The 15,472-nt window shown below is 54.1% G+C and carries 11 protein-coding genes; 9 read left to right on the top strand and 2 right to left on the bottom strand.

Going from position 1 to position 15,472, the window contains the following annotated elements; translation table 11 throughout:
• Nucleotides 1-31: 31 nt before the first annotated feature.
• Nucleotides 32-2,665 carry a DEAD/DEAH box helicase gene (locus G583_RS0108910; RefSeq protein WP_022870838.1) on the bottom strand — a complete coding sequence of 878 codons (2,634 nt, stop codon included), beginning with the start codon at nucleotides 2,663-2,665 and terminating at the stop codon, nucleotides 32-34.
• Between the two features lie 105 nt (nucleotides 2,666-2,770).
• On the opposite strand from G583_RS0108910, the gene G583_RS0108905 reads away from it, so the two are divergent.
• Nucleotides 2,771-3,619 (top strand): methyltransferase domain-containing protein, encoded by an 849-nt coding sequence (locus G583_RS0108905; protein WP_022870837.1) that lies wholly within the window; start codon nucleotides 2,771-2,773, stop codon nucleotides 3,617-3,619.
• Nucleotides 3,620-3,690: 71 nt separating this feature from the next.
• Here the strand turns inward: G583_RS0108905 and G583_RS0108900 are convergent, their stop codons facing one another.
• Nucleotides 3,691-4,383: an MBL fold metallo-hydrolase gene (locus G583_RS0108900; RefSeq protein ID WP_022870836.1), complete on the bottom strand. Its 693-nt coding sequence runs from the start codon at nucleotides 4,381-4,383 to the stop codon at nucleotides 3,691-3,693.
• Nucleotides 4,384-4,614: 231 nt separating this feature from the next.
• On the opposite strand from G583_RS0108900, the gene uvrA reads away from it, so the two are divergent.
• From uvrA to G583_RS0108860, 8 genes are all read left to right on the top strand, one after another.
• A complete protein-coding gene (uvrA, locus tag G583_RS0108895) occupies nucleotides 4,615-7,557 on the top strand; it encodes an excinuclease ABC subunit UvrA (RefSeq protein ID WP_029629433.1) in 2,943 nt (980 codons plus the stop codon).
• Between the two features lie 63 nt (nucleotides 7,558-7,620).
• Nucleotides 7,621-8,301: a lysophospholipid acyltransferase family protein gene (locus G583_RS0108890; protein ID WP_022870834.1), complete on the top strand. Its 681-nt coding sequence runs from the start codon at nucleotides 7,621-7,623 to the stop codon at nucleotides 8,299-8,301.
• A 23-nt stretch (nucleotides 8,302-8,324) separates the two neighbouring features.
• Nucleotides 8,325-10,268 (top strand): excinuclease ABC subunit UvrC, encoded by a 1,944-nt coding sequence (gene uvrC, locus G583_RS15270; RefSeq protein ID WP_022870833.1) that lies wholly within the window; start codon nucleotides 8,325-8,327, stop codon nucleotides 10,266-10,268.
• Nucleotides 10,265-11,158 carry an RNase adapter RapZ gene (gene rapZ, locus G583_RS0108880; RefSeq protein ID WP_022870832.1) on the top strand — a complete coding sequence of 298 codons (894 nt, stop codon included), beginning with the start codon at nucleotides 10,265-10,267 and terminating at the stop codon, nucleotides 11,156-11,158. The genes uvrC and rapZ overlap by 4 nt, the downstream gene beginning before the upstream one ends.
• Nucleotides 11,155-12,207 carry a gluconeogenesis factor YvcK family protein gene (locus G583_RS0108875; RefSeq protein ID WP_022870831.1) on the top strand — a complete coding sequence of 351 codons (1,053 nt, stop codon included), beginning with the start codon at nucleotides 11,155-11,157 and terminating at the stop codon, nucleotides 12,205-12,207. The genes rapZ and G583_RS0108875 overlap by 4 nt, the downstream gene beginning before the upstream one ends.
• Before the next feature lie 54 nt (nucleotides 12,208-12,261).
• Nucleotides 12,262-13,245: a DNA-binding protein WhiA gene (gene whiA / locus G583_RS0108870; RefSeq protein ID WP_022870830.1), complete on the top strand. Its 984-nt coding sequence runs from the start codon at nucleotides 12,262-12,264 to the stop codon at nucleotides 13,243-13,245.
• Between the two features lie 174 nt (nucleotides 13,246-13,419).
• On the top strand, nucleotides 13,420-14,043 hold the full coding sequence (locus G583_RS0108865; protein ID WP_022870829.1) for a superoxide dismutase: 624 nt from the start codon (nucleotides 13,420-13,422) through the stop codon (nucleotides 14,041-14,043).
• A gap of 175 nt (nucleotides 14,044-14,218) precedes the next feature.
• Nucleotides 14,219-15,442, top strand: coding sequence for a phosphoglycerate kinase (locus tag G583_RS0108860; protein WP_022870828.1), 1,224 nt, complete (start codon nucleotides 14,219-14,221; stop codon nucleotides 15,440-15,442).
• Nucleotides 15,443-15,472: the final 30 nt, after the last annotated feature.

Below are 15,472 nucleotides of genomic sequence, written 5' to 3'. Positions count from 1 at the left end.
GTGGGAGTTTCTGTCATAACCGTAGCTTCTCCTATAGAACCGGTTTTCCAACGGATAGGGTCGTCACAGCAGGGGAGCCTTGCTCATTGGAGGCTTCCAGATGAACGACAGCATTGATGGCAAAGTCGTGGTTGCCCTCCGGATCCACAAGCACCTGAGTCACCAACCAGTAGTCTTTCTCTGTTGCCCCAACATCGGCCATTTCGCCACTGGAAAGTTCCGGATTGGTGTTCATCCGGAAAAACGCAGGGACGCGAGCGGCCGGTGAGTCATCGAGATCTTCGTACTGATTGAAGAAGTCATCGAGTGCGTCCGCCCAATTATCTGATGTGAAGGGGACGGCCCCGTCGGCAAGATGATCTAAGGCTTCGAGGCGTTCATCGCGTTCGTCGCCGAATAATTGAACCCTGTGGAACATCGCGTTACGTACCATGACGACAAATACCGATTCTTTGTCGGTGAGTTTTGGTGGTTCGGGCGGGGCCAGTGACTCGTGATCAGCGATCAGTTTATCGACATCATCCGTCATCATATTTTCCCACTCTTCAAGTAGTGAAGAGTCGGTGGTCACGATGATGGTCTCCAACCATTGCTGTAGCAAATCGAGTTCTTCGGTGCGCGTTTCCTGCGGAATGGTCTGACGTAACGCCTTGGCAGCGTCCGTGAGATAGCGCAACAGCACCCCTTCGGAACGTGCGATACCGTAGTAGTTCACGTAGTCACCGAAGCCCATTGCGCGTTCATACATATCTCGCACAACGGACTTGGGCTGCAATTCAAATTCAGCCAGCCACGGTGCACCCTGCCGATAAATTTCAAATTGCTGGTTCAGTAACTCAGCTAGGGGTTGGGGATAGGTGAGTTCGTCTAGCACTTTCATTCGCTCATTGTATTCGGCGCCCTCGGCGCGCATACGTCCCATTTCTTCGTCGCGAATTTTTCGCAACTGGGCGGTGAGAATTTGCCGTGGACCATCAAGCGTCGCTTCAATAATGGACACCATATCCACCGCATACGTAGGGGACCCTGTTTCCATCAACTCAAAAGCTGCCAAAGCAAACGGTGACAGCGGTTGGTTCAAAGCAAAATCGGCTTGTAGTTCAACGGTGAGCACTAACCGGTTGCCCCACTCATCTGGGGTGTCGTTGACTACTACAACGTCGGTCACCAATAATTCGCGCAGAATACCGATAGCCCTGCGTTGGAGTTGAGCTTTAGCAGCCTTGGTTTCGGCTGAACGTTGGATCATCCGGCGTACTGAGGTGATGGGATTGCCCGGTCGAGCCAAGATGTTGAGCAGGATCGAATGCGTAATGCGCATCCGCGAAACCATGGGTTCTGGTTGACCCACTACCAACTTATCGAAGGTCGTCCGGGACCAAGAGACAAACCCCTTCGGCGGGGATTTCTTAGGTTGAGATTTGGTGGACTGCGCTATCCGACGGGCACGCTCGTCTTCATTTTTGATACTTGAGAATTTCTCCGCGGCCTTCTGATCTGCTAACGCATTCTCGATGACGTGCTCTGGAGCTTGAACCACCACGGTCCCGGCCGTATCGAAGCCGGCGCGACCAGCGCGACCCGCAATCTGATGAAATTCACGGGCGTTGAGGTGACGCTGCCGGGTGCCATCAAATTTGGACAAACCGGTGAGCAAAACTGTTCGGATCGGCACATTGATACCCACTCCGAGCGTATCGGTCCCCGAAATAACCTTTAGCAACCCATCCTGGGCGAGGCGTTCGACGAGCCGGCGATATTTTGGCAGCATCCCTGCATGGTGGACACCGATCCCTTGGCGAATCAATCGATTCAGAGTCTTTCCAAACCCAGACGTAAAGCGGAAGCCCTCAAGAATCTCAGCGATGCGATTCTTTTCTTCTCGCGTAGTGACCGATATTGATGACAGGTTCGAAGCCTGTTCCACAGCGTCGAGCTGTGAGAAGTGCACGATATAGATCGGTGAAAGCTGTGATTCGACTAGTGCTTCGATCTGCTGTTGCACCGGAATTTCCGAATATTCAAAGTGCAACGGGATCGGACGGGTGGCAGAGGAGACTGTCACCGTCTCGCGACCCGTCCGTTTGGTAATCGATGTTTCAAATTGGGAGGTATCACCCAGAGTTGCCGACATCAGCACAAACTGGGCCTGTGGTAACTCTAAGAGGGGTACTTGCCAAGCCCAACCTCGCTGTGGGTCCGCGTAGAAGTGGAATTCATCCATAACCACGGGGCCAACATCGAGCCCAGAGCCCTCACGCAGCGCATGAATCGCGAGAATCTCTGCGGTGCAACAAATGATCGGAGCATCCGGGTTGATCGCTGAATCTCCCGTGACCATTCCGACGTTCTCGGCCCCAAAGATCTCAATCAAATCAAAGAACTTCTCCGAAACTAAAGCTTTGATCGGAGCCGTGTAATACGTGGTCTGGCCCTGGGCCAAAGCATAAAAATGTGCCGCGAGCGCCACCATCGATTTCCCCGAACCCGTGGGAGTCGCCATGATGACATTTTTACCGTCTACTAGTTCAGTGACGGCCTCGTCCTGGGCCGGATACAGTTGAATGCCACGTTCGCGGGTCCACTCAACGAATCGATCATAGAGCAGTACCGGTTCAATCTCTTCGCCGCGGTCAGGATCAGGAATGTAATCAGTTAGTTGCACCTAATACATCCTAGTACGCCCCCCACGGTCGGCAGCATATGCCAAACATTGCGATTCATAACGCCGCAACATGGCACCTGGACTCCACCGGTTTAGGCTAAGACCATGAGAAACTTCGTATGGGATCCAGCCCAATATGCCCATTTTGCCGGCCACCGCGCTCGACCTTTCGTCGACCTAACAAACGCGGTCCAGGTTGATGCCCCCAAGCAGGTCTACGACATCGGTTGTGGTCCTGGAAACATGACGGTCACCCTAGCCCACCGGTGGCCGGAAGCCAGTATTACAGGCTTCGACGCTTCAGCAGAGATGATCGACGATGCTCGGCGCCTGGTAACTCAGGCTGATGACGATCAGTATGCAAATGTGTCGTTTGCTCAACAGAATGCGGCCACGTGGGAACCCCCTGCTGAGACTGATGCCATCGTTTCAAATGCAATGTTCCAGTGGATTCCCAACCATATAGACATCATCAGCGAGTGGTTAAAATCGCTGAAACCTGGCGCGTGGTTTGCCATGCAAGTCCCAGGGAACAGCGTGGCACGATCGCATCAGTTCATCGGAGAACTTGCCGGTGAAGAGAAGTTTTCGGTTGCTGCTGATGCAGCATATACCGGAGAGACGGTGCACTCGGTCGAAGACTATACTCACATGCTGCTAGAACACAGCTTCCGCCCCAATGTCTGGGAATCGACGTATCATCAAGTACTCACCGGCCCGGATCCCGTGTTCGACTGGGTCAAAGGTGCTGCTTTGCGTCCGGTGTTACAAAAACTGACTGAGCATGATGCAGAACACGGCACTACTCTGCACGACTCTTTTGTGGCCCGCTATAAAGCCGAAATGCTAGACGCCTATCCGCCATATGTCGGTCCGGACGGCCAGGAGGTCACTGTTTATCCCTTCCGACGCATTTTTGTGGTCGGTCATAAGGAACTGGACTACTTTATTTAGTTCGGCACCACGGTTGAGCGACAACCTCGGGGAGGGATCTCAGCGGATGGGGACGTGGGCGAGGTGGGCTGTTACCAACCGCGTTCGCGCCACTCTTCGACATGTGGTCGTTCAACACCGAGCACCGTAGAACCGCCATGTCCGGGCAGCACAACGGTATCGTCATCGTATTTCTCGAAAATACGTTGTGACACATCGTTGATCAGGGAAGTAAAACGCTTCGGGTCATTCCACGTATTGCCGACGCCTCCTGGAAACAACGAATCGCCGGAGAAAATAATGGTCGGCTCATCACCATTTGGCACATATACCAGGGCGACTGATCCCGGGGTATGGCCGCGCAGTCCAATCACGTCTAATTCGATTCCAGGGAACTGAGCCTTGTCACCGTGCTTCAGATGCACTTTGGCGGTAACCCCGGTGGCTTCTTCGATTGCGTCGGCGTCCGGCTCCCCAGCTGAAGTTGGCACTTTCGTTCGATCCACGATTTCGGCTAATGCTCGAATATGATCCCAGTGCTCGTGCGTGGTGATCAAAGAAACCAAATCGAGGTCACACGGCGTGTCGTCTGCCGCAGACGCCAACAGCTCCATGATCGCATCTGGTTCATCTGCTGCATCGATCAACACCTGGGACCCGGTGGTTTTTGAGGTAATCAGGTACACGTTATTGTCCATCTCAGAAACCGAACGCGTTCGGATCGTGACCTGAGGCAGGTCATGCAGGAGCTTGATGGAGCCGATAGTTGGAGACGTTTTGGACATGACCGCTAATTTACACCTTCACGCGCGTCGTTGCGAATGGGGTCCCTCCCTAGAAAAGCTTAGCTTTGCGCGAAGAGTCGGACGTGCGGGTCGGCCACAATCCGTGTTATGCCAAGAAGTGTTCTATCCTGGAAGTCTAGTTTTCTACTGTCTTTCAGGACTCGAGGGATCACGTACTTGACCACCACACATAACGTTGACGGCGCATCCAGCCAGCAACACTCCAACAGTCTGGTATCGCAACGGGAACAAGCTAACGCTATAGAGGGCGAGCACGAACCCGACCGGATTGTGGTCCAGGGGGCTCGTGAACACAACCTAAAGAATGTGAATCTCAACATTCCACGTGACGCGTTTATTGTCTTCACGGGTTTGTCTGGTTCAGGTAAGTCCTCACTGGCGTTCGACACCATATTTGCCGAAGGTCAGCGGCGCTATATTGAGTCGCTGTCGTCATACGCTCGAATGTTCCTGGGCCGTGTCGATAAGCCGTCGGTTGATTTCATCGAAGGGCTCTCACCTGCAGTCTCGATTGATCAGAAGTCGACGTCGAAGAACCCGCGTTCAACAGTCGGTACGATCACCGAGATTCACGACTACATGAGGCTCCTCTGGGCCCGAATCGGTGTCCCACACTGTCCAGAATGTGGTGAACCCGCTTCCCAGCAGACACCTCAACATATCGTCGACCAATTACTGGACCTAGAAGAGCGCACTCGCTTCCAAGTACTTGCCCCGGTAGTACGAGGCCGTAAGGGCGAGTTCGTTGATCTCTTTGCCAACCTCTCGGCCCAAGGGTTCTCCAGAGCCATTGTTGACGGGGAACAAATTCAGCTTGCTGATCCACCAACACTCGAAAAACAGGTCAAGCACAATATCGCGGTGGTCGTTGACAGGTTGGTCATTCGTGACGGGATTCGCCAGCGACTGACTGACTCCGTTGAAACATCATTGCAACTCGCAGAGGGCGTCGTTGTAGTGGACTTCGTGGATATTGACGCGCAGATCAGCCCTGATAAACGCAATACGGGGGACTGGGAAGCCGTCGACGACGAAGGACGGGCAAAGTTCCGGTCATTTTCTGAGAAACTCTCATGTCCTAACGGACACATTCTCAATATTGATGAGATTGAACCGCGGTCCTTTTCCTTCAATAACCCCTTCGGCGCGTGCTCGACCTGCACCGGAATCGGTTCCCAGCTACAAGTTGATGAAGAACTGATCATTCCTGACCCAGATCTGACGCTTGCCGAAGGCGCAATTTCACCGTGGGATATCGGTAAACGCACGCGAGAATACTGGCAGCGTTTAATCTCGGGGCTTGCCGACGAAGTCGGTTTCTCGATGGATACGCCGTTTAAAGAGCTCTCCAAGGCGGCGAAAAAAGCACTCCTGCACGGTAAAGATTTCAAAGTAAAAGTCTCTTACCGCAACCGCTGGGGACGCGAACGTCGCTACACCACCGGCTTTGAAGGCGTCATCGATTACGTCAAGCGCAAATACGATGAAGCAGAGTCTGACCAAGCACGTGATCGATTCCAGTCCTATATGCGTGAAGTCGCCTGCCCGGCGTGTGGGGGAGCGCGGCTGAACCCCACATCACTGTCTGTGCTTGTGGGCGGTAAGTCGATTGCTGAAGTGTCGCATATGCCCATGGAAGACTCGATCGAATTTATGGACCAACTCCAGCTCTCAGAACGAGACGCCAAGATCGCTGATCAAGTCCTCATTGAGATTAATGCTCGTTTGAAATTCTTGCTTGACGTCGGTCTAGACTATCTCAACTTGGAGCGTCCAGCCGGTACCCTGTCGGGTGGGGAAGCGCAGCGTATTCGACTGGCAACCCAAATCGGATCGGGTCTTGTCGGAGTGCTGTATGTATTGGATGAACCCTCGATCGGGCTGCATCAACGAGATAATCGTCGCCTCATTGAAACGCTGTTGCGCTTACGCGATCTCGGCAACACGCTGATCGTCGTTGAACACGATGAAGAAACCATCGGTGAAGCCGACTGGATCGTAGATATCGGTCCAGAGGCTGGCGAAAAGGGTGGCCACATCGTGCACTCTGGCTCACTGGAAGGCCTCAAAGACAATACTGCTTCGCTGACCGGCGACTACCTTGCGGGTCGCAAAGAAATTGTCATTCCGACGACTCGACGTCCAGTAGATAAAGATCGCCAGATCGAAGTTGTTGGAGCTCGTGAAAACAACCTCCAAAACGTATCTGCAAAATTCCCGTTGGGCGTTTTCACGGCCATTACCGGAGTTTCAGGATCAGGGAAATCGACCCTGGTCAATGAGATTTTGTATAAGGTCCTAGCCAACGAACTCAACGGGGCTCGACACGTTCCCGGACGACACCGTCGTGTGAATGGTCTGGAGCAACTCGATAAAGTCGTACATGTTGATCAGTCGCCGATTGGCCGCACGCCACGTTCCAATGCTGCTACCTATACGGGCGTCTTCGACCACGTGCGCAACCTGTTTGCTGATACCCAAGAAGCGAAAGTCCGCGGGTATAAACCCGGCCGGTTCTCGTTCAATGTTAAAGGTGGACGCTGTGAAGCCTGCTCGGGCGACGGTACCTTGAAGATCGAAATGAACTTCCTGCCCGATGTGTATGTCCAATGTGAGGTTTGCCATGGGGCCCGGTACAACCGAGAAACTCTCGAAGTGGAATACAAGGGCAAGAATATCTCGGAAGTCCTGAACATGCCCATTGAAGAAGCAGCCGAATTCTTCGCTCCATATCAGCGGATCGCCCGTCACCTGAACACTCTCGTCGACGTCGGACTCGGCTATGTACGACTCGGACAACCTGCCACCACGTTGTCGGGCGGGGAAGCCCAGCGCGTCAAACTTGCTACCGAACTTCAACGTCGAGCCACTGGTAAATCTGTCTATGTGCTTGACGAACCCACCACCGGCCTGCATTTCGAAGACATCCGCAAACTGCTCGTGGTGTTGAACCGCTTGGTAGAAAAGGGCAACACCGTCATCACCATCGAGCACAACCTAGACGTCATCAAGTCAGCCGACTGGGTCATTGATCTTGGACCAGAAGGAGGCTCTGGCGGCGGTGAGATTGTCGCGACCGGAACACCTGAACAGGTTGCCAAAGTTCACCAGAGTCACACCGGTAGATTCTTAGCGGATGTATTGCATACATAACGTTGTAGAATCAATGAGTCCACACGCACTAACACTGCCCTACACTGGGCAGGGAGGGTCATAATGGCAATCGGCGAAACTGGGATTGTGCGCACCAGCGTGCGCACACTACTCCGTGTCGGGGCGCGCCCGGAAACATCAGGTTTTGAACACGTCCCAGCATCTGGCGGGTTTATCGTCGCGAGCAACCACTTGTCGTTCCTGGATTCCGTGATTATCCAGTCCCTTTTGCCCCGTCAGGTACGCTTCTTTGCCAAGGCAGATTACTGGACCCAGAAGGGCCTTAAAGGCAAAATTATGCGAGGCTTCTTCGACTCAGTAGGCTCCATCCCTGTCGAGCGTGGTGACCACTCCGCATCGGTGACAGCGCTGAAGCAACTCGTCGAGTTCGTTGGAAATGGTGACGGCGTTGGGATTTACCCAGAAGGCACCAGATCCAGAGATGGTCGCCTCTACCGAGGGCGAACCGGTGTCGGATGGCTTGCCCTAACAACCGGTGTCCCAGTGATCCCAGTAGGTTTGATTGGCACCGACAAGCTACAGCCTCCAGGTAAAAACGTGATTCTCCCTCGAAAATTCGAAATCCGAGTCGGAAAACCCATAGAAGTCGAACATCTTGGACCCAAGCACGGACTCCAAATACGACGTAAAACCACCGATCATATTATGGCAAGGATTGCCGAGCTGACCGGCCAGGAACGCGTCGACGAATACAATAAGAGGCCAGACGAAACGGCCTCCTAACTACGCAAGGAGACCCGAAACCTTTGGCTGATCCAGCCTCCTACCGGCCAAAAACCTCAGACATTCCCACGGATCCGGGTGTCTACCGTTTTAAGGATCCATACGGCCGCATTATTTACGTGGGGAAGGCCAATAACGTCCGCTCTCGTCTGAGCTCCTACTTCGTTAATCCCAACACGCTACCGCCGAAGACACGCACTATGGTGCACGCGGCCGCAGCCGTGGAATGGACCACCGTTGCTTCTGAACAAGAGGCAATTCAGCTGGAATACACCTGGATTAAAGAATTCACGCCCCGGTACAACATCATGTACCGGGACGATAAGTCGTATCCGTACCTAGCTGTCACCATGAACGAAAAATTTCCACGGGTTATGGTCATGCGAGGTGACCGCCGAAAGGGCGTAAAGTACTTTGGCCCATTTCACCCGGCCAAGGCAATCCGCGAAACAGTTGACCGCATGCTGCGTGTTTTTCCTGTACGAACGTGCTCAGCCGGGGTCTTTCGTCGCGCCCAGCTCGCAGACCGACCATGCTTGATGGGGTACATCGACAAGTGTGCTGCACCCTGTGTCAACCGGATATCTGAGGAAGACCACTACGCACTGGCCGAAGACTTCGTCGCGTTCATGAACGGCGATGTGAGACCATACCTCCGGGAACTTGAACAGCAGATGCAATCCGCTGTTGCGGAGCTACGATACGAAGATGCTGCACGGTACCGTGACGATATCGAAGCTTTGAAGAAAGTTTTCGAACGGAACGCTGTCGTACTCCCCGAGACCACCGAGGCTGATATTTTTGCCTTTGCTGAAGACGAATTAGAAGCCGCATTTCAGGTATTTCACGTTCGAGATGGCAGGATTCGTGGTCAACGAGGTTGGGTCGTTGAAAAGGTCGAGGATACCACCGAACCGCAGCTCGTCGAACAACTGCTGCTGCAAATCTACGGCGACATGGAAGATACTGAACGCATTCCCCGCGAAATCTTGGTGCCTGTGTTACCTGAGAATCCAGAACAGATTGAAACTTGGATGGCCCAACGACGCGGTGCCAAAGTAGACCTACGCGTCCCACAACGCGGCACGAAGAGCCAACTTCTGGAAACCGTTAAAGAGAATGCCGACGGGGCGTTGCGGTTGCACAAGTCGCGTCGCTCCGGAGATATCACGGCACGATCAGCGGCCCTGCGGGAGCTCCAAGAAGCGCTCGAATTCGATCAGCCCCTGCTACGTATCGAAGCTTATGACATATCTCATGTACAGGGCACCAACGTGGTGGGTTCCATGGTCGTCTTCGAAGATGGCTTACCCAAGAAGCGTGACTACCGGAAATTTAATGTCACCGGAGATGCTGCACGTGACGACACTGCCGCAATGGACGACGTGCTGAGCCGCAGATTCAAGAACTTCCTAAAAGAACAAGCCGAAGCACCCGAAATGCACTCCGGGGAACTCTCGACTCAAGAGGAACATAGCGAAGAACGCAAGAAGTTCTCGTATCCGCCCTCACTGGTTGTCGTTGATGGGGGACTGGCGCAAGTTAATGCTGCTCAGCAAGCCCTATTGAACTTAGGCATTGATGATGTTCCGGTGGTTGGCCTTGCGAAACGTCTAGAGGAACTTTGGATTCCGGGGGATGACTTCCCCATGATCCTGCCGCGGAGTTCACAGGGTCTCTATCTCCTACAGCGTCTCCGCGATGAGTCACACCGTTTTGCTATTCAGGCACACCGATCAAAACGATCCAGTTCAATGATCGCGTCGGTGCTGGATGAGGTACCAGGACTCGGTGAAAAACGTCGCAAAGACCTCCTGAAACACTTTGGATCACTCAAGAAAGTCCGGCAAGCATCCGTAGCGGAATTGCAGGTTGTTTCAGGTGTCGGTCCCAAACTCGCACAGGCCATTTTCGATACTTTGGCCGACCAATCAGCGTCGAAAGAACAGGGTAAGCTACGATCATGAGCTCTGAACTGCAACCGGTAAAACCAGATACCGCTGAAGTCCTAATTATCACCGGCATGTCGGGTGCAGGACGCACCACCGCGGCCCACTCTTTGGAAGACCTCGGCTGGTATGTCGTCGATAATCTTCCACCGCAATTGTTTTCCACGATGGCACAGTTGATCGGTAAAAATCCCGACACCCCGTTAAAGCTCGCGTTGGTGGTGGATGTACGGTCCAAGGAGTTCTTCCAAGCGCTGCAAGAAGCCATGAATCAGCTGCGTACCGATGGTGCTGAGCTCCGTGTCCTTTTCCTTGACGCTGCCGATGAAGTTCTGGTGCGCCGGTTTGAAACGCTTCGTCGTCCACACCCATTGCAAGGCGACGGTTCAATCCTTGAGGGCATCGCTGCTGAACGTGAGCTCATGGCTGCCCTGCGAGATCAAGCTGAGATGATGATCGACACGTCGGACCTCAACGTCCACGATCTCACCACGTCAACAACAGAGCTGTTTACCGAATCTGGCCCGATCGTCATTCGACTGAACGTTATGTCTTTCGGTTTTAAATACGGTGTGCCGCAAGACTCAAACTATATTGCTGATGTACGTTTCATCCCCAATCCGCATTGGGTGCCGGAACTCCGACCATTTACCGGTCAAGATCAAGAGATCTCGAACTATGTGCTGGAGCGCAAAGGCGTCGCATCTTTCATGGACAGCTATGTAGCCATGATGGAACCTGTGATCGAAGGGTACCGCTCGGAAAATAAGCACTATGCAACGTTGGCCTTCGGTTGCACCGGCGGGAAACACCGTTCGGTAGCTATCGCTGAAGAGATCGCCAAGCGACTCGCCACATATTCCGGAGTTAAGGTCAAAATCTCTCACCGTGACATGGGGCGCGAATGAGTATGCACTTTACCGGTCAATTGCCGTTAGCACCTGTACAGCGTCCTGAACGTGCCACGATCGGGCACTATTCTCCAAACCTCAAAGTCACTGCCTTAGGCGGTGGCCACGGACTTTACGCCACATTATCAGCCCTGCGATTGATTTCCGGTGAAATTACCGCGATCGTAACCGTTGCCGACGACGGTGGTTCTTCCGGCGTCATCCGTCAAGAAATGGATGTCATCCCACCCGGCGACCTCCGCATGGCACTGGCTGCACTGTGTGATGATACCGATTGGGGTCGAACCTGGCGCGACACCATGCAGCACCGGTTCAAAACCTCTGGCCTGAATGGCGATCCGGGCACCTTAGACAACCACGCCCTCGGGAATCTCTTGATTGTGGCGCTCTGGGAGCTGCTCGGCGATCCCGTTGATGGTCTGACATGGGCCGGTGCACTCTTGGGTGCACGCGGTGTTGTTTTACCCATGTCCACCACGCCGATGACTATCTCGGGGACTGTCTTGGCTGATGAAGAGGGTCAACTCACTCGCCGGTCGGTAACCGGTCAGGCCAAGCTCGCCAAGATCGCGGGCGCTGGGAGGGTAAGCCACATCGAGCTTTCACCACCAAACGCGCCAGCCACGCCGCAGGCATTAGATGCGATAGAGCTGACCGACTGGATCATTTTAGGTCCGGGCTCCTGGTACACCTCAGTGCTGCCGCACCTATTATTGGAAGAACAACGTACTGCTCTGACGCAGTCCACGGCCAAACGGTGTCTCGTCATGAATCTGCAGCCGTCAACGACCGAAACACAGGGGATGACTGCAGCTGAACACCTTTCCGTACTGCACTACTATGCACCTGAGTTCCGAATCGACGTGATCATTGCGGACCCAACTGTAGTCACCGAAGAGCATGCTGCTGAATTCAGCGAAGCAGCCGAAAAACTGGGCGCAACCGTCGTGTTTAGTAAGGTAAAGGACGAGCATCGCGATAGCGTACATGATCCATTACGTCTTGCAGTAGCCTTTTCTGAGGCATTCGATAAGATTCCGTCATAACTCGAGGAAAATAGACCGTTCGCGCTCGCGCGAAGAAAGAATAGTGAACACCACATGGCACTCACCGCAACCGCTAAAGAAGAACTCGCACGCGTACCTGTTACGCGACTGTCTGAACGTTTAGCGGAAGTTGTCGGTATTTTGCGATTCGGTGGGGGCCTACAACTGCTCCCCGGTCGTCTGATCATTGAAACAGAGCTCGACCATGAGGGCGCAGCACGCCGGTTACGCAGCACCCTGCACGACACCTTTGGTACAGAATGCGACCTCATTACGCTGCAAGGGTCAAGCTCACGTCGTGGTGCCCGCTATGTATTGCGCATCATGGAAGGCGGCGCACAGCTGGCCCGCAAAACCGGACTCATGGACCCCCGAGGGCGTCCTGTACGGGGTATGCCACCAGCAGTCGTAAACGGCAGTGTCGCGGACGCTGCTGCGGCATGGCGCGGGGCTTTTCTTTCCCAAGGCATCCTCACTGAGCCGGGCCGCTCTTCTGCGCTAGAAGTGGTAGCCCCGGGTCCCGAAGCCGCATTAGCACTTGTTGGAGCGGCCCGTCGGCTCGGCGTAACGGCTAAAGCCCGAGAGGTACGTCAGGCTGATCGGGTCATCATTCGTGATGCCGAAACCATTACGACGCTATTGACCGCCATGGGCGCCCAACAGACAGTTGAGACTTGGTTGAAGCGTCAAACCACCAAAGAGGTTCGTTCCTCGTCGAATCGACTCGCAAATTTTGATGACGCAAATCTCCGTCGCTCAGCCCAAGCGGCCGTTGCTGCCAGCGCCCGCGTCACACGTGCACTGGAGATTCTGGGGGATGAAATACCAGACCATCTCGAGTACGCGGGCAAGCTACGTGTTGAACACCAGCATGCCTCCCTGGACAAACTCGGACGCATGGCCGAACCGCCTATGACCAAAGACGCTATCGCAGGCCGTATCCGTCGTCTGCTAGCTATGGCTGATAAGCGCGCTCAGGAACTGAGCCTGCCAAACACACACGATGCCGTTCCCGCTGAATTCCGTGAGAGCAACTAGGATCACACTACTGTTCGCAGACCGACGAGCTCTCAGGCCTTGACCGAACCCCGGGGGGCGCGGCCTATTATAGAAGGTAGTGGTTCGCGCAAATTTCGTGGACCAACAATCTCGCTGATGTATAGATATCAGCAAATCACTCGGATCATTATCCGAACTTACTAGGAGGAATACGTGGCGAAATACACTCTGCCAGAACTGTCCTACGACTACGGTGCCCTGGAACCACACATTTCCGGTCGCATCATGGAGCTTCACCACTCCAAGCACCACAACACCTACGTCAATGGTGCCAACACTGCTCTTGAGAAACTCGAAGCTGCACGTGAAGCTGGCGATTTCTCGAACATCAACCAGTTGACCAAGGATCTGGCCTTCAACCTGGGTGGCCATACCAACCACTCAATCTTCTGGAACAACCTCTCCCCAGAAGGTGGCGACAAGCCAACCGGTGAACTCGCTGCAGCGATCGACGAGTTCTTTGGGTCATTCGACAACTTCAAAGCTCAGTTCACCGCAGCAGCACTGGGTATCCAGGGCTCCGGCTGGGCTATCCTCGCCTACGAACCAATCGGTGGCAACCTTGTCATCGAGCAGTTCTACGACCAGCAGAATGGCGTCCCAGTAGCTACTACGCCACTGTTCATGCTGGACATGTGGGAGCACGCCTTCTACCTCGACTACCAGAACGTCAAGCCAGACTACGTCAAAGCCATCTGGAACATCGTTAACTGGGCAGACGTTCAGTCACGTTTTGAAGCAGCTCGGGCCAACGCTGCTGGCCTCGTCAAGCCATAACGTGAACACCTGCCGGTCTGACCGGTAGCGACGAATTTCATATTCAAGGGATCTTTTGTCACACGACAAAAGATCCCTTGTGTTTTAAAGCAAAAACTTTTCCGTACACGGCTAAGATGTTAACGGCCCGCAACTGCTGGCCAGACCATATTGTCGAGACCCGAAGAGTATTTTGATGACGGCCCAAACAATTCGTGACCTCCTACCTTCTGCTGCCGGACGCACCGTGATTGTCCGATCCGATCTCAATGTCCCCCTCGACAATGGAAAAGTCACCGACGACGGTAGAATCCGCGCCTCATTACCGGTCATCACCGATCTCGCCCAGGCAGGCGCAAAGGTCATTGTTCTGGCACACCTTGGTCGCCCCAACGGGACCGTTGATCCACAATACTCTCTTGCACCGGTTGCGCAACGCATGACGGAATTGACCGATTCGGACGTCATGCTCGCAAAAGATGTCACCGGCACATCAGCCCAAACCCAAGCTTCACAACTCAAAGATGGCCAGATACTGCTGGTCGAAAATGTTCGCTTTGACGCCCGTGAAACATCCAAAGATGACAGTGAACGAGCCGCACTCGCCAAGGAATTTGCTGCACTAGCGGGGCCTGACGGGGCATATGTCAATGACGCATTTGGCGCAGTTCACCGCAAACACACCTCTGTTTACGACATCGCCACCCTGCTGCCTAGCTATCAGGGTGCGCTGGTGGCCACAGAACTGGATGTCTTGGACCGCCTCATCGCGGAACCAGCCCGACCGTACACAGTCGTGCTTGGTGGTTCCAAGGTCTCGGACAAACTGGCCGTGATAGATAACCTTCTCGATCGCGCCGACACGTTGTTGATCGGTGGGGGAATGGCCTTCACTTTCCTAAAAGCTCTGGGCCACGATGTAGCATCCTCGTTGCTTGAAGAAGATCAAATTCCCATTGTGCAAGATTACCTGCGTCGTTCCGGAGCAGGAGCTGCAAAAATCGTCGTTCCGACGGACGTTGTTGTTGCCGAAGCGTTCAGCGCCGATGCAGCACACGCTGTGGTTGATGTTGACGCCATGACGACCGGACCCGGCGGTTCAGATGCTCTCGGTTTGGACATCGGACCGGAAAGCGCAAAAATCTACGCACAACATATTGAAGCATCGTCCACGGTCTTTTGGAACGGACCGATGGGCGTCTTTGAAATGGAAAACTTTGCCGGTGGAACACGCGCCGTGGCCCAAGCGCTTACGAATGTCAAAGGCCTTTCGGTAGTCGGCGGGGGAGACTCAGCAGCGGCTGTACGAGTTCTCGGCTTTGCTGATGAAGACTACGGCCACATCTCCACGGGTGGGGGCGCTTCCCTGGAATATCTAGAGGGCAAAGACCTGCCAGGAATCGGTGCCTTGGCTCGCTAACCCCAACTGAATAACCGCATCGATTCACAC

The organism is Yaniella halotolerans DSM 15476 (assembly GCF_000420805.1).
Lineage (GTDB): Bacteria > Actinomycetota > Actinomycetes > Actinomycetales > Micrococcaceae > Yaniella > Yaniella halotolerans.
The sequence above is the reverse complement of the archived record's forward strand: the minus strand, read 5'-3'. Positions and strand labels throughout refer to the sequence as shown.

Coding starts and splice junctions, on each gene's coding strand:
- G583_RS0108905 (WP_022870837.1), top strand. CDS start 2,771: ATGAGAAACTTCGTATGGGATCCAGCCCAATATGCCCATTTTGCCGGC.
- G583_RS0108900 (WP_022870836.1), bottom strand. CDS start 4,383: ATGTCCAAAACGTCTCCAACTATCGGCTCCATCAAGCTCCTGCATGAC.
- rapZ (WP_022870832.1), top strand. CDS start 10,265: ATGAGCTCTGAACTGCAACCGGTAAAACCAGATACCGCTGAAGTCCTA.
- G583_RS0108890 (WP_022870834.1), top strand. CDS start 7,621: ATGGCAATCGGCGAAACTGGGATTGTGCGCACCAGCGTGCGCACACTA.
- whiA (WP_022870830.1), top strand. CDS start 12,262: ATGGCACTCACCGCAACCGCTAAAGAAGAACTCGCACGCGTACCTGTT.
- G583_RS0108875 (WP_022870831.1), top strand. CDS start 11,155: ATGAGTATGCACTTTACCGGTCAATTGCCGTTAGCACCTGTACAGCGT.
- G583_RS0108860 (WP_022870828.1), top strand. CDS start 14,219: ATGACGGCCCAAACAATTCGTGACCTCCTACCTTCTGCTGCCGGACGC.